Raw genomic sequence first — 18015 nt, 5'->3', positions numbered from 1 at the left:
ACAATAGCAATCTGTAACAAGGTGAATCAAGCATTGTTGAAAAAAACATCACATTAATTGCGGTGGCGCAAACCTGCGGTTGCGCAGAACAGGTAATTGCTGACGCGCAAGCGCTATTCGGGCGAAAATTATCTCCGTCAGCAATAACGCAGGCGTCTCCGCTGCTGCCGCAACCGTCACCCCCAGCGGATCGACAACCCTGCTCTGCCCGATATTTTTGTTACCACATTCACCCGCGGCTACCACGTAACAGGTGGTATCCAGCGCACGTGCTGCCAGCAGCGTCGCCCAGTGATGCTCCTTAAGCGGTCCTTTGACCCACGCGGCAGGCAGAACCAGCACCTCGGCCCCCTGCAATGCCAGGTTCAGCGCCAGCTCGGGAAAACGGATATCGTAGCAGGTCATCAGGCCAATCTTAAAACCCTCGACCTCAATCAGCGGCGGAATTACACTCCCCGGATCGACCAGGCGCGACTCCTGAACGCTGAACGCATCATACAGATGAAGTTTGGCGTAGCTCGCGACGATGGCACCCTCACGTATCGCCACCAGCGTGTTTACCGCGCGCCCCGGCGAGGACGGAACATGGACCGTCAAGATGGTGGTGAGCGTGTTGCCAACGCTTTCGGCCAGCAGTCGTTTCAGAAACGCCCCTTCCAGCGTTTGCGCAGACTTTACCGACAGGTCTGGATCGCCATCATCACGGGCCAGTAACGCCTCGGGAAGTACCAGCAACGATGCCCCCTTTTGCTTCGCCTGATGCATCAGGGAGACGCATTTTTCCGCGTTTTCATTCCAGTCCCGCGTCACCGCGAACTGCCCTACTGCAACATACATAATTGTCCCCCGGTTAAAAACAGCGTTACACTCGATGCACTTACACAGCAAATAGCAGGTATTGACAGTGTTACAACTACTTATAGCCGTTTTTATTGGTGGAGGCACGGGTAGCGTTGCGCGGTGGCTCTTAAGCATGCGGTTTAACCCCCTGCATCAGGCCATTCCGATGGGGACACTGGCGGCAAATCTGATCGGGGCGTTTATTATTGGGATGGGGCTGGCCTGGTTTAATCGCATGACCAACATCGACCCTATGTGGAAGGTTCTGATTACAACTGGTTTCTGCGGCGGTTTAACAACGTTTTCTACCTTCTCTGCGGAGGTGGTCTTTCTGTTTCAGGAAGGCCGGATGGGCTGGGCGCTGACCAACATTGCCGTTAACATGCTTGGCTCGTTTGCGATGACTGCGATCGCATTCTGGTTATTTTCCTCCGCCAGCGGACATTAAGCGCGGCAACCTTAATGTTGGCTTAATTTTTCTCTGTCACTCTTGGCTCAATATTGAACGAGGGTGATAGCATGAAAGAAACTCTGTCAGGCGTGGGTATGGTATTGCTAAGCGTCGCGATTGTGGCCAGCTTCCTGAAGATCTATCTTATTGGTTGATTCAGAACGAAAAAAACCCGCTCATTGAGCGGGTTTTGAAATTCTTGCTGACGCGTCTGAATTACAGAGCAATTACGTTAGCAGCAGAAGGGCCTTTGGCACCGTTAGTGATTTCGAACTCTACGCGCTGACCTTCAGCCAGAGTTTTGAAACCATTAGACTGGATTGCAGAGAAGTGTACGAACACGTCTTTGCTGCCATCTTCAGGAGTAATGAAACCGAATCCTTTGGACTCATTAAACCACTTAACGTTACCTTTAATCTTAGACATCAAAATTACCTTTACATTAAAAAACGACACAAATGCTGTGTCGGGTATCAGTACAACAATTGTGAGGCGTTTTGTCCAGCGGATCTTTGATAAAAAGTGACAAAAGTCGCGTTAATTTTCGCTGTTCGATTTTTATCCTTTACATTTCAATGTCTGTGCGTTTTTTGGCCGATTTAGCAGAAAAATTCAGTTAAAACTGAAACCGCATCCAGGCAAAGTAAACGTTACCGTTGTTATAGGTACCCGGTATGTAGGTCATCTGAAACGTTGCCGGACCATAGCCGATGGAGGCAAGCGGCAGCAGTACCGGAACAGGAATGTATTTCCAGTTATCACGCGCCGTGAACCCTGCCGTATAGCCCAGCCCCAGACGGAAGTTGTCGTCTGATAACGGACGCCAGGTTTTTTCCCAGCCGTAGCCACCAATAGGCTCCCATTTATTGTAGGAGTCCTTAAACGCCATCAGGTACAGGCCATGCCAGTTACCTTTTTCATCCCAGCGAGACTGACCGAAGCCGGCCCCCCACGGACGCTCGTTATAACGGTCAGTTTTTTCTTTATCGTAGGCAAAACGTGCATGCCACGTAATGGCCGGAATATAGAGATCGTAATGCTCAGGTTCATTCCATGTTTGCGCAACGTTATCCGTGAAGGTGGTGAACCAGCCTTTATCCGCTGTATTGCTGTCTGCATTAACCGCAGACGCAAACGATAACTGCCCAATAATAAACAACAAAATCAGGGGGAATTTAATTCGTACAATCACAATGCCATTACCATATTTAGTATTCGGTGCAGACCTTAACACAGAATACTTGAATGAACGCTTAACAGCATGGGTGTTATTCCTAATTACCATCCCGTTCCTGGGAATAATCTGAGGATACATAAACTGCATGCCTGAATAAGCACATGCAGTTGACATATTTAACGTTGATGTAACAATTTGTAGAGTGCGGGAATAACTAACATCGATAATAACGGTGCCGTTACCATGCCACCAATCATCGGCGCGGCAATACGTTGCATCACCTCCGAACCACTCCCACTCCCCCACATAATGGGCAGCAGTCCTGCCATAATAGTGGCGACCGTCATCACCTTCGGACGCACGCGCAGCACGGCACCTTCGTGGATCGCCCGCATCAGCACCGTATTTCCCCCTTCTGGCTCCAGCCTGTGATATTTATCGAGCGCATGATTCAAATAAAGAACCATAATTACGCCGAATTCTGCCGCCACTCCGGAAAGGGCGATAAAGCCAACGGCCCCCGCCACTGACAAATTATATTCAAGCAGCCACAGTAACCACACGCCCCCAATAAGCGCGAACGGCAATGTCCCCATTATTATCAGGACATTTGATATCCGCCTGAAGGTTAACCATAAAAGGACGAATATAATCATCAGCGTGACAGGTAAAACTATTTTGAGCGTCGCGGTCGCCCGTTCCAGATATTCAAACTGCCCGGACCAGGAGAGAGACACGCCCTGCGGCAATACCACCTTCTCCTCCACCCGTTTTTGCATTTCATCCACGGCGGACTTCAGATCGCGCCCGCGCAAGTCCACGTAGATCCAGCTGGAAAGGCGCGCGTTTTCACTTTTGAGCATCGGTGGGCCTTCCGTCACGACGATATCGGCCAATTCCCCCAGCGCCACCTGGCTACCGCTGGCGGTCACTACCGGCAACACCCGCAACGTGTCGACGTTATCACGCAAATCGCGGGGATAACGCAGGTTGATGGGATACCGCTCGCGTCCCTGGATCACCTCACCAATGTTATCGCCCCCGACCAGCGTGGAGACCAGGCTTTGCAGTTCATCGACGGACACGCCGTAGCGCGCGGCTTTTTGCCGGTCGATACGTATATCCACGTAGCGCCCGCCTTCCAGACGCTCCGCCAGCGCAGAGGAGACGCCAGGAACGTCCTTCACCACCTGCTCAATCTGCCGGGCCACGCGCTCAATGTCGGCAATATTATTGCCGTTCACCTTAATGCCGACCGGGCTTTTGATCCCGGTTGCTAGCATGTCCAGGCGGTTACGGACAGGCGGCACCCACACATTGGCAATACCCGGCAGCGACACGGTTTTATCAAGCTCCTCCACCAGCTTTTGCGGCGTCATTCCTGGCCGCCACTGCTCGCGGGGCTTAAAGTGAATGGTTGTTTCCAGCATGGTTAATGGCGCGGGATCGGTTGCCGACTCCGCCCGACCGGCTTTGCCAAACACGCTCGCGACCTCCGGTACGCTTTTGATCAAGCGGTCCGTCTGCTGAAGCAGCCGCGATGCCTCGCGAGCAGAGATCCCCGGCAGCGTGGAGGGCATATAGAGTAAATCCCCTTCATCCAGCGGCGGCATAAATTCGCTTCCCAGGCGGCTCAGCGGCCAGAGCGTGGCGATCAGCAGCAGACATGCCAGTGCCAGCGTCATTTTCGGGAAGGTCAGTACCTTGTCCAGCAGCGGCTCATACAGGCGGATCAGGAGGCGGTTGATCGGGTTTGCCTTCTCATCCGGGATTTTCCCGCGAATGAAAAAGCCCATTAGCACCGGCACCAGGGTGATCCCAAGCCCGGCGGCCACGGCCATCGACCAGGTTTTGGTGAACGCCAGCGGCGAGAACATTCGCCCCTCCTGCGCTTCCAGCGAAAAAACCGGTATAAATGACAGCGTGATGATTAACAGGCTGCAAAACAGCGCCGGTCCCACTTCGACCGCCGCCTTTTCCGCCAGACGCCAGTATTCCCCCGGCGCGGGCTCCTTGCCCGGATTATCATGCCGCCACTGCTCCAGCACCTTGTGCATGTTTTCAATCATCACAATTGCCGCATCCACCATCGCCCCGATGGCAATGGCGATCCCGCCGAGCGACATCATATTCGCGTTAATGCCCTGATAGTGCATCACCACAAAAGCACCGAGGATCCCCAGCGGCAGAGAGACCATCGCCACCAGCGCGGAGCGCAGGTGGAAAAGGAACAGCGCGCACACCAGTACCACCACGGCAAACTCTTCGAGCAGCTTGTGCGTCAGCGTTTTGACCGAGTCCTCAATCAGCGTGGAACGATCGTAGACCGGAACAATCTCGACGCCCTGCGGCAGCGTTTTTTGCAGCTTGCTCAGTTTCGCTTTTACCGCACGAAGCGTTTCCAGCGCATTCTGCCCGTAGCGCATCACGATCACGCCGCCAGCGACCTCCCCTTCACCGTTAAGCTCCGCCACGCCCCGGCGGATCTCCGGGCCAATGCCAATGGTGGCGACATCTTTCAGCAGGACAGGTACGCCATCGCGGGTGGCGATCACCACATTGCGAAAATCCTCCAGCGAGCGCAAATAGCCCGTTGTCCGCACCATATACTCCGCTTCGCCCATCTCCAGCAGGGCGCCGCCGCTCTCTTTATTGGCGGCCTGCACCGCGCCGGATAGCTGGCTGTGGGTAATATTCAGCGCGCGCATCTTCGCCGGGTCCGCCACGATCTGATACTGACGCACCATTCCGCCAATGCTTGCCACTTCAGATACATTCGGTACCGTCTTAAGCTCGAACTTAAGCGTCCAGTCCTGAAGGGCCCGCAGATCTGCCAGGCTGTGTTTTCCACTACGGTCGATCAGCGCATATTCGTAGATCCAGCCCACGCCCGTCGCATCTGGCCCCAGCGACACCTTCACGCCTGGCGGAAACTGCGCCTGTACCTGGCTTAAATATTCCAGCACCCGGGATCGCGCCCAGTAGAGATCGGTGCCATCCTCAAACAGCACGTACACATAAGCGTCACCAAACATTGAAAAACCACGCACGGTTTTAGCTCCCGGCACAGACAACATGGAGGTTGTCAGGGGCCAGGTCACCTGATCTTCAATCACCTGCGGCGCTTTTCCGGGGTAACTCGCTTTGATAATGACCTGCACATCAGACAGATCGGGCAACGCGTCCAGCGGCGCGCGCTGCACCGCCCACCAGCCCCAGCCGGCCATCATCAGCGCGGCCAGGATCACCAGCAGGCGGTTACGCAACGAGGCGCGAATCACAGCGGCAATCATGGCGTCACCTCCGGCATCACGCTACGCAGGCTGGCTTCGGAATCAATGAGGAATTGCCCGGACGTCACCACCTTATCGCCCTCTTTGACCCCGGACAGGATCGCCGTCCAGCCCTGCGCCGTCAGGCCGGTTTTCACCGTCACAGGCCGGAAATAACCGTCCCCGGTGGCCAGCAGCAGACGCGCAGACTCTCCGCTGTTAATTACCGCCTCTTCCGGCACCGCCAGCACCGGCGGACCTTTCATCTCTTCCGCACGCCTGACGGAGAGGTACATGCCTGGCTTCAGCTTATGTGCGGTATTTTCCAGCACGATACGGGCTTTCAGGGTTCGCGTGGTTGTCTCCATCTGCGGCAGCAATTCACTGACCGTGCCGTGGAATTGCTCCCCCGGCCAGCTTTCCGACGTTGCGACCACGTTGCTGCCTACTGCCAGAGACTGCGCCTGCGTTTGCGGGTAATCGACCACCAGCCAGACCGGATCGAGGCTGGCGATCTCAAACAGCGGCGCCGTTGCGGTGATTTGCGCCCCTTCCCGCACGTCCAGCTTCACCACATACCCCGCCCGGTCAGCGCGCAGGGTGAGCGTGGTCTGCGGCTTACCGCTACGCTCCAGCAAACGAATGACCTCTTCCGGCATAAATTGCAACGCCAGTCGCTCGCGTGCGGCGCGGGTCAATGCGGCATCGCCAAGCTGACGAACCGCGAGATACTCCTGCTGGGCGGTGGTCCACTGCGGGATCCACAGTTGCGCCAGCGCCTCTCCGGCTTTCACCTGCTGCTGCGGCGCATTAACAAACAATTTTGACACCACGCCATTGGCCGGGGCTGACACCACCGAGACGTTACGTTCATCCGTTGCAACCGTGGCAAAGGCCGAGAACGGCGAAACCAGCTGGCGCATCTCAACGTTGGTGGTTTTCATCCCCAGGTTTTGCTGCTGTTGAGTGCTGATGGCCACGCCTGACGCCGCCTGTGCTTCATCGGCGTAGCGCGGGACCAGATCCATATCCATAAAGGGGGATTTACCCGGCTTATCGAAGCGCTGACCGGGCACCATAGGGTCGTACCAGTAAAGCACCTTACGTTCAGAGGGTTGTGCAGCCGCAGCCGGCTGATGCGTCTGCTTCTTTCCGACAAAATAGCCGCCAGCGGCAGCTATCGCGATGGCAATCGCCATTAACGTTGTTTTTTTCATTGCGCCAGCTCCTGCGGGATCAGCCAGTTCACGGCAGCCCAGGTTCGCGCCATTTCGCGCTCCGCCTGGTTCACCGCCAGTTCCGTATCCAGTACGCCACGACGCGCCTCCAGCAGGGCCGGAAGCGCCGACTGTCCAGAGCGATATTGCGCCGTCAGTACCGCCAGCCGTTGACGCTGCAACGGTAGTACCTCGTCCCGCTGTCGCTGCCACACCGTTTGCGCAGCCTGATACTGCGCCACCAGCGTTTGCACCTGGGCAATGTGTTCACGTTTGAGCAGCGTCAGTTGATCCACCGCCTGCATTGAGCGGGAAACATCGGCGGCGTAATCCTTGTCCTGACGTTTTGACTGGAACAAAGGCAGATCCACGCTGAACATCACGCCAGCCATATCGTCATAGCCTTCGGCGCGGTGGGCGTAATAGACCTCCACATCCACATCGGGTATCGCCGCCACGGCAGATTGCGCTGAACGCGCTTTCGCGGTCTCGGCTTCACGTCGTGCGGCCTCCACTTCCGGGTGCCTGACGATCCCCTCCTGCAACGTTTTTTCATCGGCAGGAAGACGCTGATAGCGCGGCAGCGGACCGCGAACCGCCGTAATCGCGTGCCCCGTAAGCTCCAGCAGACGGCTTTGCGCCAGCTGCACATCCCGCTGCGCCAGCGTCTCTTTGTCGCGCATGGCGCTGAGGATCATTTGCAGGGCCAGTACGCTGTCCGGCGTTGCGCTTCCCGCCCCGACGCTCGCCTTCTGCACGCCCCGCTGGCGTTCGGTTTCACGGACCAGCGTTCTGGCCGTATTCAGCGCCTGCTGGGCCAGCGCCAGATCCAGCCAGGCCTGGGCGGTATCACGCTGAAGCGCGGCGCGGACGGCTTCGGATTTTGCCAGCACGCTTCGCGCCTGCGCCTGAAAGGTCTGCGCTTTACGTTCCCGCTTCTCTGAGCTGACGTAGCTTTGCATGATGCCAACCTTCTGCATGGTCATCCCTTCGCGCGTCAGCCGCCGATCGTTGCTGCCCTGTACCGGCACGTTTTCGATGCCGAATTTCAGTTTTGGGTCAGGTAATTGCCTGGCGGAATCCGCCATCGCATCCAGCGCCTGCGCTTCGTTACGGCTGGCGGAGAGTTCTGCTGAGTAGCGCTGGGCTTCGGTGAGGGTGTGTTCGAGCGTCCACGGCTCCGCCTGCGCGGCGGAGGTTAACAGGCCGAACAACACCCCACCGAGCCACAGGCTCAGTGTGTGTTGTTTCATGGTGACCTCGCTTAGCGTGCTGGCGTCAGCGAGATAATCTGGAAACCGTCACCCGCACGCTCAAGCGTGAAGGTCACTTCATCCCCTGGTTTGGCGTCATTCAGCGTGGCGCCGGCAGATAAAGTAAACGGCATGGTCATTGCTGGCCATTTTAGTTCCGGTATGGCCTTGTGCCGGAGCATGACGGCGCTGTCAGAGATCGACTGAACCACGCCGTGGCCCTGCCAGGTCTGGTTTGCCTGAACGGTATAAGAAGCGAAAGAGACGGACGCGCCAACCAGCGCGGAAAGGAATACGGTACGCATGATAAAACTCCTGTTAAACGTTAAGTAAATAAAATCAACGAATTAACAGGTTTTTACTCCCGAAACCGGCAGTAGCGGATCGTTGCCGGCGGCCCCACAGCAGGAGGGGTAACGGACCACGCAGAATGGCTTGCAGACGAGCACTCTGGGGTCGTTAAGGTCAGGGTCATGGCGGCAGGCAGCGCCACCAGATGCGGCTGGGCAGGATCTTTTTGTACCTGATCCGGCACACAATGCTTTTCACACAGCGGTGAAGCACCGGCAGCATAATGCGGCCCCGGTTGCGCCATCATCTCCATGTGCTGGATAGTGGCCACCTCACCCCGCAAATCCATTGAACATTGATGGGAGGCGACGGCCACCTGACTCTGGATCAACAGCCAGCCAAACGCCAGCAAAAACATCAGCAGATGTTTTTTGATAAAGCGCAGGCGATATGTCCAGCTGGCGTGCATATTCAGATCGTCGGATAGGGTAAAAGTGAACCGAGTATAAGCAGGCAAAAGAATGAAAGAGAAGTGGTTTTAAAGAGATTTACGTTTTAAATCGATTCTCGGCAAGTAATACTCAAAACCTTAACACTTCACCATCATTTTAATGACATATAATATCTATTCATCAGGTCAATAACGTCTTAATATAAATGACGCAGGGTTAGCAAAAATATCGTCATCAGTGCCTTTAGTAGTCTCTTTCTTGATTTTAATCAGCAAGGACTGGACATTTATTCGGCACATTTCAGCTTCTTTTTTATTGATTATTTGTCTCTCGGGCAGCAAGGATACAGGGGAAATCATGCTTACTTTTCTCGAACTCCTCATTGGAGTCGTGGTCATTGTCGGTGTAGCACGCTACATCATTAAAGGTTACTCAGCCACCGGCGTGCTATTTGTCGGCGGCCTGACGCTGCTGATCATTAGCGCGCTAATGGGTCATCAGGTTTTACCCGCCAGCGAAGCCAGCACCGGATATACCGCTACCGATATTGTGGAATATATAAAAATTCTGCTGATGAGCCGCGGCGGCGATCTGGGCATGATGATCATGATGCTCTGCGGATTTGCTGCCTATATGACCCATATCGGCGCGAATGATATGGTGGTAAAGCTGGCTTCTAAGCCGCTGCAATATATTAATTCCCCCTATCTGCTGATGGTCGCGGCCTATTTCCTGGCCTGTCTGATGTCATTAGCCGTTTCCTCAGCAACGGGCCTTGGCGTGCTGTTAATGGCAACGTTGTTCCCGGTAATGGTTAACGTCGGGATCAGCCGTGGCGCAGCGGCGGCTATTTGCGCCTCTCCGGCGGCGATTATTCTCTCCCCTACTTCCGGTGACGTAGTGCTGGCCGCAAAAGCCGCGGAAATGTCGTTGATTGACTTCGCCTTCAAAACCACACTGCCGATCTCCATCACCGCTATTCTCGGCATGGGCGTGGCGCATTTCTTCTGGCAGCGCTATCTCGATAAGAAAGAGAACGTCAGCCACGAAATGATGGACGTCAGCGAAATCACCACTACCGCCCCGGCGTTTTATTCCATCCTGCCCTTCACGCCGATTATTGGCGTGCTTATTTTCGACGGCAAATGGGGCCCGCAGCTGCACATCATCACTATCCTGGTGATCTGTATGCTGCTGGCGGCCATCCTGGAATTCGTTCGTGGTTTTAACACCCAGAAAGTGTTCACGGGTCTGGAAGTTGCCTTCCGCGGTATGGCGGATGCCTTCGCGGGCGTGGTGATGCTGCTGGTTGCCGCGGGGGTGTTTGCCCAGGGGCTGAGCACCATCGGCTTTATTCAGAGCCTGATCTCTATCGCCACCTCGTTCGGCTCGGCCAGTATTATCCTGATGCTGGTGCTGGTGGTGCTGACCATGCTGGCGGCGATGACGACCGGCTCCGGTAACGCGCCGTTCTACGCCTTTGTTGAGATGATCCCTAAGCTGGCGCACTCCTCCGGCATCAACCCGGCTTACCTGTCCATTCCGATGCTTCAGGCTTCCAACCTGGGCCGTACCATTTCTCCGGTATCGGGCGTGGTGGTTGCGGTTGCGGGGATGGCGAAAATCTCTCCGTTTGAAGTGGTAAAACGCACGTCAGTGCCGGTGCTGGTTGGCCTGATTATCGTTATTATCGCCACCGAAGTACTGGTTCCCGGCGCTGCCTAAGCGAAATTCCTGATTTCCAAAAAGCGCCTGCGGGCGCTTTTTGTGCTTTAATAACCCCCAGAAATTAATCGCGCCCAACCAATCAGGAAAGCAAATGTTCAGGAAGGATATCGTTATCCCGTCTGGCGCAGTAGCGCTTGCACTCTGTGTCTTCTCAATTCAGGCAGATCCGCTTAAGCCAACCCAGTACGGCGATTTCGATCGCTACGTTCTGGCCCTTTCCTGGCAAACCGGATTTTGCCAGAGCATGGTCGAACGTAACCGTGACGAACCGGAAGAGTGTCGCCTGCAAAAAGAGAGCAGCAACAAAACCGATTTTCTGACCGTCCACGGCTTATGGCCCGCGCTGCCGAAATCTATTGCCGCTCGCGGAGTGGATGAACGCCGCTGGATGCGCTTCGGCTGTGCCACTCGTCCGGTTCCGAATATGCCGGAAGCAAAAGCCAGCCGCAAATGTGACGCCGCAGAGACCGGACTATCGCTAACCGGCGCGGCGAAGCTGAACAGCGTGATGCCCGGCGCGGGCGGCAACTCCTGCCTTGAACGTTATGAATACGCGAAACACGGCGTCTGCTTTGGTTTTGATCCCGACGCTTACTTCGGCACCATGGTGCGCATGAACCAGGAAGTGAAGCACAGCGCGGCAGGAAAATTTCTGGCGGAAAATTATGGCAAAACCGTCCGCCGCAGCGACTTCGATGCCGCCGTGGCCAAAAGCTGGGGGAAACAGAGCGTAAAAGCGTTCAAGCTTACCTGCCATGGCAATCCGGCTTATCTGACCGAGATGCAGATCTCGCTGAACGGCAGCACCATCAACAACCCGCTCTCTGCCGGCTCCTTTACGCCTCAGCCGCATCCGGGCAACTGCGGTAAACAGTTTGTCATTGATAAAGCCGGTTACTGATACTGCGCCGGGCACCCTTTTGCCCGGTTTTTCATTGATTTCCGTGATATGACGATTAACCTCACACTTCCGCTCACCCGCATCATTTTTCCAGCTAATGCATTATTAATCCGGTAAACAGCACTGAAACCTCCCCGCCATAATCGTGGCGTTATCTACAGGAGGAATTTCACATGGCTAAAAAACTGATTGCACTGTGCGCCTGCCCGATGGGCCTGGCACATACCTTCATGGCAGCCCAGGCACTGGAAGACGCGGCGACGGAAGCCGGTTATGAGGTAAAAATTGAAACCCAGGGCGCGGACGGGATCCAGAATCGCCTGACCCCACAGGATATTGCCGACGCTGACATTATTATCCACGCCATCGCGATCACCCCGGAAGACAATGAGCGCTTCGAAACGCGCGACGTGTATGAGATTACGCTTCAGGACGCCATTAAAAACGCGGCAGGCACCCTGAAAGAGATCGAAGAGATGATTGCAGCAGAACAATAATAATCCTCACACCCAGGGGTTTTCGTCATGGCTATTAAAAAACGCAGCGCGGTTCGCCCGGACAGTCACGAGGGTGACACACTTGCCATCAAATCCGCACCGGTTGCCGCCGGTGCGTCTTTCTGGAAAGAGCTTCCACAGCACATTATGTCGGGGATATCCCGCATGGTGCCAACGCTTATCATGGGCGGGGTTATCCTCGCCATTTCACAGCTCATCGCCTACGTCTGGCTGGAGATCCCGCCTGACACCGGTATTCTCGACGCGCTTAACTCTGGCAAATTCACCGGTTTCAATCTCTCGGTATTGAAATTTGGCTATCTGACCGAATCGTTCGGCGGGCTGCTGTTCAGCTTCGCCATCCCGATGTTTGCCGCCTTTGTCGCCAACTCTATCGGCGGAAAGCTGGCCTTCCCGGCCGGGTTTATCGGTGGCCTTGTCGCCACGCAGCCGACGCTGGTGCTGAACTTTGATGCGGAAAAACTGACCTGGCTTGCCACCAAACCCGTGCCCTCCACGTTTATTGGCGCGCTGATTATCGCCATAGCCGCAGGCTATCTGGTCAAATGGCTGAATAGCCGTATTAACGTACCGCAGTATCTGCTGGCCTTTAAAAGCACCTTTCTGATCCCAATACTCTCGGCGCTGTTTGTGATGCTGGCGATGTATTACATCATCACGCCGATTGGCGGCTGGCTGAATGCAGGTATGCGGACCGTACTGCTGGCGGCGGGTCAGGCGGGCTCAATGATGTACGCCATCGGGATGGCGGCAGCCACGGCGATTGATCTTGGCGGCCCCATTAACAAAGCGGCGGGATTTGTTGGCCTGGGGCTGACAACCGATCATGTCCTGCCCATCACCTCCCGCGCCGTGGCGATTGTTATTCCGCCCATTGGTCTGGGGCTGGCCACGCTGATTGACCATCGTCTGACCGGCAAACGACTGTTTAGTCCGCAGCTTTATCCGCAAGGCAAAACGGCCATGTTCCTCGCCTTTATGGGCATCAGTGAAGGGGCCATCCCGTTCCTGCTGGAAAATCCGCTTGCGACGCTGCCGGCGTATATGGCGGGTGCGATCGCGGGTGCGATGACCGCCACCGCGCTCGGTGCCGTGCAGTGGTTCCCTGAATCGGCGATCTGGGCGTGGCCGCTGGTCACCAATCTGGGGGCGTACATGCTCAGTATTGTGGTCGGGGCGGCGATCACCGCGCTGTTGGTCGTGATTATTCGTAACAGTCTGCACAAGCGCGGAAAACTCGCTATCGACACGCTGTAACGGGGTGAACCATGGAATTACTGAGAAGGCTTCGTGCCTGGCTGGCTGCGGAAAAACTGGACGGCGTGCTCATCTCTTCGCGCCAGAATAAACAGCCGCACCTGGGCATTTCAACCGGTTCGGGCTATGTGCTGGTGACACAAACCGCGGCACATATCCTGGTGGATTTCCGTTACTACAGCGATATCGCTTCACGAGCGGCGGGCTATGAGATGCACCTGCTTAACACGGAGAACCCGTTTGCGCAGGCGGTGAATCAGATTATTGCGAAGGAAGATCTTACCCGTCTTGGCTTTGAGGGTGAATACGTGAGCTGGCAAACAGGCGTGCTGTGGCGCGATACCCTGAATACCACACTTTGCAGCACCTCGCTCGACGCGCTGCGGCAGATAAAAACCGCTGACGAAATCGACCGTATCCGTGCAGCATGCGGCATTGCCGACCGCGCCGCACGACACATCCGGCGTTTCATTCAGCCCGGTATGCGCGAGCGTGAAGTCGCTGCCGAGCTGGAGTGGTTTATGAAGCAGGAGGGTGCGGACAAGCCCTCTTTCGACACCATTGTCGCCAGCGGGCCGCGCGGTGCGCTGCCCCACGGCAAAGCCTCTGACAAAGTGATTATGCCTGGCGAGATGATCACCCTTGATTTCGGCGCCCAACACCAGGGGTATTGCTCGGATATGACAAGGACCTTTCTTGTCGCCGGGCAAAACACGCCGCCGGAGGAGCACCCTCTCTATGCGGTGTACCAGATCGTTCTGGCGGCACAACAGGCGGCCATTGATGCCATCCGCCCCGGCGTTTCCTGTCATCAGATCGATAGCGCTGCACGTTCCGTGATTGAACGTGCAGGTTACGGTCCGCAGTTCGGGCATAACACCGGTCATGCCATTGGTATTGATGTCCATGAAAATCCACGTTTTTCCCCTACCGACCGCACCCCGTTGCAGCCCGGCATGGTGCTGACCGTTGAGCCGGGGATCTACCTTGAACACCAGGGCGGGGTACGAATTGAAGATGTGGTGCTGGTGACGGAAACGGGCGCCGAGGTGCTTTATACCCTCGACAAACGGCTATTGCTGACGGGAGAACAAGAGTGGACAGAGATTTACTGCGCGCCCTGAGCGAAGCAGACGCCATTGCGGCCTCAGAGCAAGAGGTGCGCGACATCCTGCTCAGTGAGGCGCAAAAATACCATAAAGAGGTTCAGTTTGATGGGCTGGGTTCCGTGCTTATCCGCGTCAACCAGAGCCGGGGCCCGAAGGTGATGGTCTGCGCCCATATGGATGAAGTCGGTTTTATGGTGCGTAGCGTCTCGCGCGAAGGGGCCATTGATGTCCTGCCCATCGGCAACGTGCGCATGATGGCCCGTACCCTTCAGCCGGTGCGCATCACCACGCGTAACGGGGAAAAAATACCGGGACTGCTGGATGGGGATCTGAAAGGAGAAAACGTTGACAATTTACGTGTCGACATTGGCGCGACGTCGGCGGAGGAGGTGTTCGCCGCCGGTATCGACGCAGGCGACCGCGTGGCGTTCGATACACCCTTTCAGACCCTTCCCCACAATCGGGTGATGGGTAAAGCCTTCGACGATCGTCTCGGCTGTTACCTGCTGATCGCGCTGCTGCGTGAGCTGCACCAGACGCCGCTCGACTGCGAGCTTTGGCTGGTGGCCAGCTCAAGTGAAGAGGTCGGCCTGCGCGGCGGCCAGACCGCCACGCGCGCCATTCATCCTGATATCGCGCTGGTGCTGGATACCGCCTGCTGGTCAAAAAATTTCGATTATGGCAGCGCCAACCATCGCCAGATCGGTGCGGGCCCGATGCTGGTGCTGTACGACAAAACGCTCATCGCCCCAGCCAAACTGATTGCGCTGGCTGAGACGATCGCGCGCTCGCAAGGGATCCCGCTGCAAAAAGACATGTTCAGCAACGGCGGAACGGACGGCGGGGCGATCCATCTCTCCGGCACTGGTGTGCCGACTCTTGTGCTTGGTCCCCCGACCCGACACGGGCACTGCGCGGCATCCATTGCCGACGAAAAAGACATTCATCACACCCAACAACTGCTTGTCGCGCTTGTGGCAGGCATGAACCGTGAGACCGTGGATCATCTGACGGACTTCAGATGCTGATCTCACGCGGCCAGGAGGAAGTATGCTTTCAATTGAATTTTTCTGCCCACTGCCCAACGGCCTGCATGCGCGTCCGGCCTGGGCGTTAAAAGAGCAGTGCAGCGCATGGCGCAGCGACATCCGTTTTATCAACAGACGGCTTAACACTCACGCGGATGCCAAAAGCTCGCTGGCGCTGATCAGTACCGGTACGCTGTTTAATGACAGCTGCGTGCTGGAAATTAACGGCAGCGACGAGGAGCAGGCCCGACGCGTGCTGGAGGCGTATCTCACCGGCGCGTTTATCGACAGCGACAGTATTCCCTCCGGCGACGCGCCGCACGTTGCGCATCCCCTGCCCCGTTCGCTTGTAAGGCTTGCTCCCCACCTTCAGCACGGCATTACGCTCGCCAGTGGCATCGGGGCTGGCACTCTGCGAGGCTGGCAGAGCGATAACCTCAAACGTTATTGTCAGATCCCCGCCTCGCCGGAAGATATTACCCGCCTGGAACACAGCCTGGCGACGCTGGCTGAACAGCTCAACCACCGTCTGCGCGGGCTGGACGGCGAGAGTAAAACCATTCTCAGCGCGCATCTTTCGCTGATCCAGGATGAGGAGTTTGGCGGCACCATACGCCGACTGATCGCCGAGGAACGGCTAAGCCTTGCGGAGGCGATCATTCGTAATATGGAGCTGATCTGCGACAAGCTGTCGCTCTCCGCCAGCGACTACCTGCGTGAACGCGTCAGCGATATTCGCGACATCAGCGAGCAGCTTCTTAACATTACCTGGCCGGAGTTGCAGCAAACCTCCGCATTCACCCTCAGCGCTCCCACTATTCTGGTGGCGGAAGATCTGACGCCCAGCCAGTTTCTCAGCCTCGACACGCAGTATCTGAAAGGCATGGTGCTTGAAAAAACAGGCCGGACGTCGCATACGCTGATCCTGGCACGCGCGGCCTCCGTGCCTGTGCTGAGTGGTTTAACGGTCGCCTCGCTGGCGCCGTTGATGGGAAAAGAGGTCATTCTGGACGGCATCTGTAGCGTGCTGGTCGTTGAACCCAACGACGCGGTGAATGATTACTATAGCGTGGCGCAGCGCCTTGCCGACCGACGCCACCAGCAGCAGATCAAAGATGCGGGTCTTCCAGCACTCACCCGCGACAACGTACCGGTAGAGATTGCCGCCAACATCGGCAGCGCGCTGGAAGCGCCCGGGGCGTTTACCTGCGGCGCGCAGGGTATCGGGCTGTTTCGCACTGAAATGCTGTATATGGACAGAGACTCCGCGCCGGACGAGCAGGAGCAATTCGAAGCCTATCAGCAGGTGCTGCTCTCCGCGCAGGGCAAGCCGGTCATCTTTCGCACAATGGACATCGGCGGCGATAAGCAGATCCCTTACCTGAACATTCCCCAGGAAGAAAACCCGTTCCTCGGCTATCGCGCCGTTCGTATTTATCCCGAATTTGCCGATCTCTTCCGCACCCAACTGCGCGCGATCTTACGCGCAGGCGCGAGCGGCAATGCGCTGTTGATGATCCCGATGGTGCACAGTCTCGATCAGATTTTATGGATCAAACAGGAGCTGCAAAACGTTCGTGACGCCCTGGCCTCACAGGGGTTACGTCACACCGCGCACCTGCCGCTGGGGATCATGGTTGAAGTGCCTTCAGTCTGCTTTATCATCGATCACTTCTGCGAAGAGGTGGATTTCTTCAGTATCGGCTCGAACGATATGACTCAGTATCTCTACGCTGTCGATCGCAACAACCCGCGCGTTTCGGGGCTGTATAACCCCATCACACCGTCTTTTTTACGCATGGTTCGCCAGATTGTCGCCGCAGCGCATCGTCACGGGAAATGGGTCGGCATTTGCGGGGAACTTGGCGGAGAGCAGCGCTACCTCCCTCTTCTGCTTGGTCTGGGCTTAGATGAGTTCAGCATGAGCGGGCCGCGCATCCCTGCGGTAAAAACCCAGCTGCGTCAGCTGGACATGGCAACCTGCCGGGCGCTGGCGGAAAAGGCCTGCGACAGCCGCAGCGCAGAGGAGATTGAAGCCCTGTTGGCGGATTTCACACCGGAAGCGCCGCCGCGTCCCTTGCTGGCCCTGGAGACTATCGTGGTCAATGAGCCGCTGACCTCAAAAGAGCAGGTGCTTCAGTTCTTATGCGGAAATCTTGCGATTCATGGCAGGACCGAAAACCCGCTCGAACTTGAAGAAGATCTCTGGCAGCGCGAAGAGATTGTCACCACCGCCGTCGGGTTTGGCGTGGCGATCCCTCACACCAAATCGCAATGGATACGCCACTCCAGCATCAGCATTGCACGCCTGGACAAGGCGATTGACTGGGAGTCGGATTTGGGCGACGTCGAGCTGGTGATCATGCTGACGCTCGGCGCTCAGGAAGGGATTAATCACGTGAAGGTCTTTTCCCAGCTGGCGCGGAAGCTGGTCAATAAAACGTTTCGCGAGTCGCTGTTTGCAGCAACGACGCCGCAAAGTATCCTGGATCTGCTGAACGCTGAAATCACGTTCTGACTG

The 18015-nt window shown here is 56.4% G+C and carries 16 protein-coding genes; 8 read left to right on the top strand and 8 right to left on the bottom strand.

The annotated features are described in order from the left end of the window. Positions 1-48: 48 nt before the first annotated feature. Positions 49-837 (bottom strand): deaminated glutathione amidase, encoded by a 789-nt coding sequence (locus FZF21_RS06240; RefSeq protein ID WP_045907127.1) that lies wholly within the window; start codon positions 835-837, stop codon positions 49-51. A gap of 67 nt (positions 838-904) precedes the next feature. Here FZF21_RS06240 and crcB point away from each other — a divergent pair, with 67 nt between their 5' ends. After that, positions 905-1288, top strand: a complete 384-nt coding sequence (gene crcB, locus FZF21_RS06235) for a fluoride efflux transporter CrcB (protein ID WP_017382474.1) — start codon at positions 905-907, stop codon at positions 1286-1288. Between the two features lie 219 nt (positions 1289-1507). Here crcB and cspE read toward each other — a convergent pair whose 3' ends face one another. From cspE to FZF21_RS06200, 7 genes are all read right to left on the bottom strand, one after another. Then, positions 1508-1717: a transcription antiterminator/RNA stability regulator CspE gene (cspE, locus tag FZF21_RS06230; protein ID WP_002439184.1), complete on the bottom strand. Its 210-nt coding sequence runs from the start codon at positions 1715-1717 to the stop codon at positions 1508-1510. Between the two features lie 190 nt (positions 1718-1907). Beyond that, positions 1908-2483 (bottom strand): lipid IV(A) palmitoyltransferase PagP, encoded by a 576-nt coding sequence (gene pagP / locus FZF21_RS06225; protein ID WP_017382475.1) that lies wholly within the window; start codon positions 2481-2483, stop codon positions 1908-1910. Between the two features lie 161 nt (positions 2484-2644). Next, positions 2645-5761, bottom strand: coding sequence for an efflux RND transporter permease subunit (locus FZF21_RS06220; protein ID WP_063946094.1), 3117 nt, complete (start codon positions 5759-5761; stop codon positions 2645-2647). Further along, positions 5758-6957 (bottom strand): efflux RND transporter periplasmic adaptor subunit, encoded by a 1200-nt coding sequence (locus tag FZF21_RS06215; RefSeq protein WP_149121007.1) that lies wholly within the window; start codon positions 6955-6957, stop codon positions 5758-5760. Before FZF21_RS06215 ends, FZF21_RS06220 begins: the two co-directional genes overlap by 4 nt. Next, positions 6954-8210, bottom strand: coding sequence for a TolC family protein (locus FZF21_RS06210; RefSeq protein WP_015571145.1), 1257 nt, complete (start codon positions 8208-8210; stop codon positions 6954-6956). Before FZF21_RS06210 ends, FZF21_RS06215 begins: the two co-directional genes overlap by 4 nt. A gap of 11 nt (positions 8211-8221) precedes the next feature. Then, positions 8222-8515 (bottom strand): copper-binding protein, encoded by a 294-nt coding sequence (locus FZF21_RS06205; RefSeq protein WP_047737894.1) that lies wholly within the window; start codon positions 8513-8515, stop codon positions 8222-8224. 53 nt (positions 8516-8568) lie between these two features. Next, positions 8569-8970 (bottom strand): hypothetical protein, encoded by a 402-nt coding sequence (locus FZF21_RS06200; RefSeq protein ID WP_032620077.1) that lies wholly within the window; start codon positions 8968-8970, stop codon positions 8569-8571. A gap of 340 nt (positions 8971-9310) precedes the next feature. Here FZF21_RS06200 and dcuC point away from each other — a divergent pair, with 340 nt between their 5' ends. The 7 genes from dcuC (at position 9311) to ptsP (ending at position 18012) form a co-directional block, all read left to right on the top strand. After that, positions 9311-10678: an anaerobic C4-dicarboxylate transporter DcuC gene (gene dcuC, locus FZF21_RS06195; RefSeq protein WP_017382481.1), complete on the top strand. Its 1368-nt coding sequence runs from the start codon at positions 9311-9313 to the stop codon at positions 10676-10678. Between the two features lie 94 nt (positions 10679-10772). Next, the gene (gene rna / locus FZF21_RS06190) at positions 10773-11582 is read left to right on the top strand and encodes a ribonuclease I (RefSeq protein WP_047737896.1); all 810 of its coding nucleotides are present in this window, start codon (positions 10773-10775) and stop codon (positions 11580-11582) included. 173 nt (positions 11583-11755) lie between these two features. Then, the gene (locus tag FZF21_RS06185) at positions 11756-12079 is read left to right on the top strand and encodes a fructose PTS transporter subunit IIB (protein ID WP_017382483.1); all 324 of its coding nucleotides are present in this window, start codon (positions 11756-11758) and stop codon (positions 12077-12079) included. Between the two features lie 27 nt (positions 12080-12106). After that, positions 12107-13357: a PTS fructose transporter subunit IIC gene (locus tag FZF21_RS06180; RefSeq protein ID WP_017382484.1), complete on the top strand. Its 1251-nt coding sequence runs from the start codon at positions 12107-12109 to the stop codon at positions 13355-13357. A gap of 11 nt (positions 13358-13368) precedes the next feature. Then, positions 13369-14481, top strand: coding sequence for an aminopeptidase (gene ypdF / locus FZF21_RS06175; protein WP_047737898.1), 1113 nt, complete (start codon positions 13369-13371; stop codon positions 14479-14481). After that, entirely contained in the window at positions 14454-15494 is a 1041-nt protein-coding gene (gene ypdE / locus FZF21_RS06170) for an aminopeptidase (protein WP_047737901.1), read from the top strand. Before ypdF ends, ypdE begins: the two co-directional genes overlap by 28 nt. A 22-nt stretch (positions 15495-15516) precedes the next feature. Beyond that, positions 15517-18012 carry a phosphoenolpyruvate--protein phosphotransferase gene (gene ptsP / locus FZF21_RS06165; RefSeq protein ID WP_047737904.1) on the top strand — a complete coding sequence of 832 codons (2496 nt, stop codon included), beginning with the start codon at positions 15517-15519 and terminating at the stop codon, positions 18010-18012. The last annotated feature ends 3 nt before the right edge of the window (positions 18013-18015 follow it).

The organism is Enterobacter sp. LU1, from assembly GCF_008271405.2.
Lineage (GTDB): Bacteria > Pseudomonadota > Gammaproteobacteria > Enterobacterales > Enterobacteriaceae > Enterobacter > Enterobacter hormaechei_C.
Note: the sequence above shows the minus strand (reverse complement) of the source record. Positions and strands in the feature narration are given on the sequence as shown.

Excerpts from the sequence above, each read along its gene's own strand:
- FZF21_RS06215 (WP_149121007.1), bottom strand. The coding sequence starts at position 6,957 with ATGAAAAAAACAACGTTAATGGCGATTGCCATCGCGATAGCTGCCGCT.
- FZF21_RS06220 (WP_063946094.1), bottom strand. The coding sequence starts at position 5,761 with ATGATTGCCGCTGTGATTCGCGCCTCGTTGCGTAACCGCCTGCTGGTG.
- dcuC (WP_017382481.1), top strand. The coding sequence starts at position 9,311 with ATGCTTACTTTTCTCGAACTCCTCATTGGAGTCGTGGTCATTGTCGGT.
- ypdF (WP_047737898.1), top strand. The coding sequence starts at position 13,369 with ATGGAATTACTGAGAAGGCTTCGTGCCTGGCTGGCTGCGGAAAAACTG.
- FZF21_RS06180 (WP_017382484.1), top strand. The coding sequence starts at position 12,107 with ATGGCTATTAAAAAACGCAGCGCGGTTCGCCCGGACAGTCACGAGGGT.
- rna (WP_047737896.1), top strand. The coding sequence starts at position 10,773 with ATGTTCAGGAAGGATATCGTTATCCCGTCTGGCGCAGTAGCGCTTGCA.
- cspE (WP_002439184.1), bottom strand. The coding sequence starts at position 1,717 with ATGTCTAAGATTAAAGGTAACGTTAAGTGGTTTAATGAGTCCAAAGGA.
- FZF21_RS06205 (WP_047737894.1), bottom strand. The coding sequence starts at position 8,515 with ATGCGTACCGTATTCCTTTCCGCGCTGGTTGGCGCGTCCGTCTCTTTC.
- FZF21_RS06240 (WP_045907127.1), bottom strand. The coding sequence starts at position 837 with ATGTATGTTGCAGTAGGGCAGTTCGCGGTGACGCGGGACTGGAATGAA.
- ptsP (WP_047737904.1), top strand. The coding sequence starts at position 15,517 with ATGCTTTCAATTGAATTTTTCTGCCCACTGCCCAACGGCCTGCATGCG.
- FZF21_RS06200 (WP_032620077.1), bottom strand. The coding sequence starts at position 8,970 with ATGCACGCCAGCTGGACATATCGCCTGCGCTTTATCAAAAAACATCTG.
- FZF21_RS06185 (WP_017382483.1), top strand. The coding sequence starts at position 11,756 with ATGGCTAAAAAACTGATTGCACTGTGCGCCTGCCCGATGGGCCTGGCA.
- FZF21_RS06210 (WP_015571145.1), bottom strand. The coding sequence starts at position 8,210 with ATGAAACAACACACACTGAGCCTGTGGCTCGGTGGGGTGTTGTTCGGC.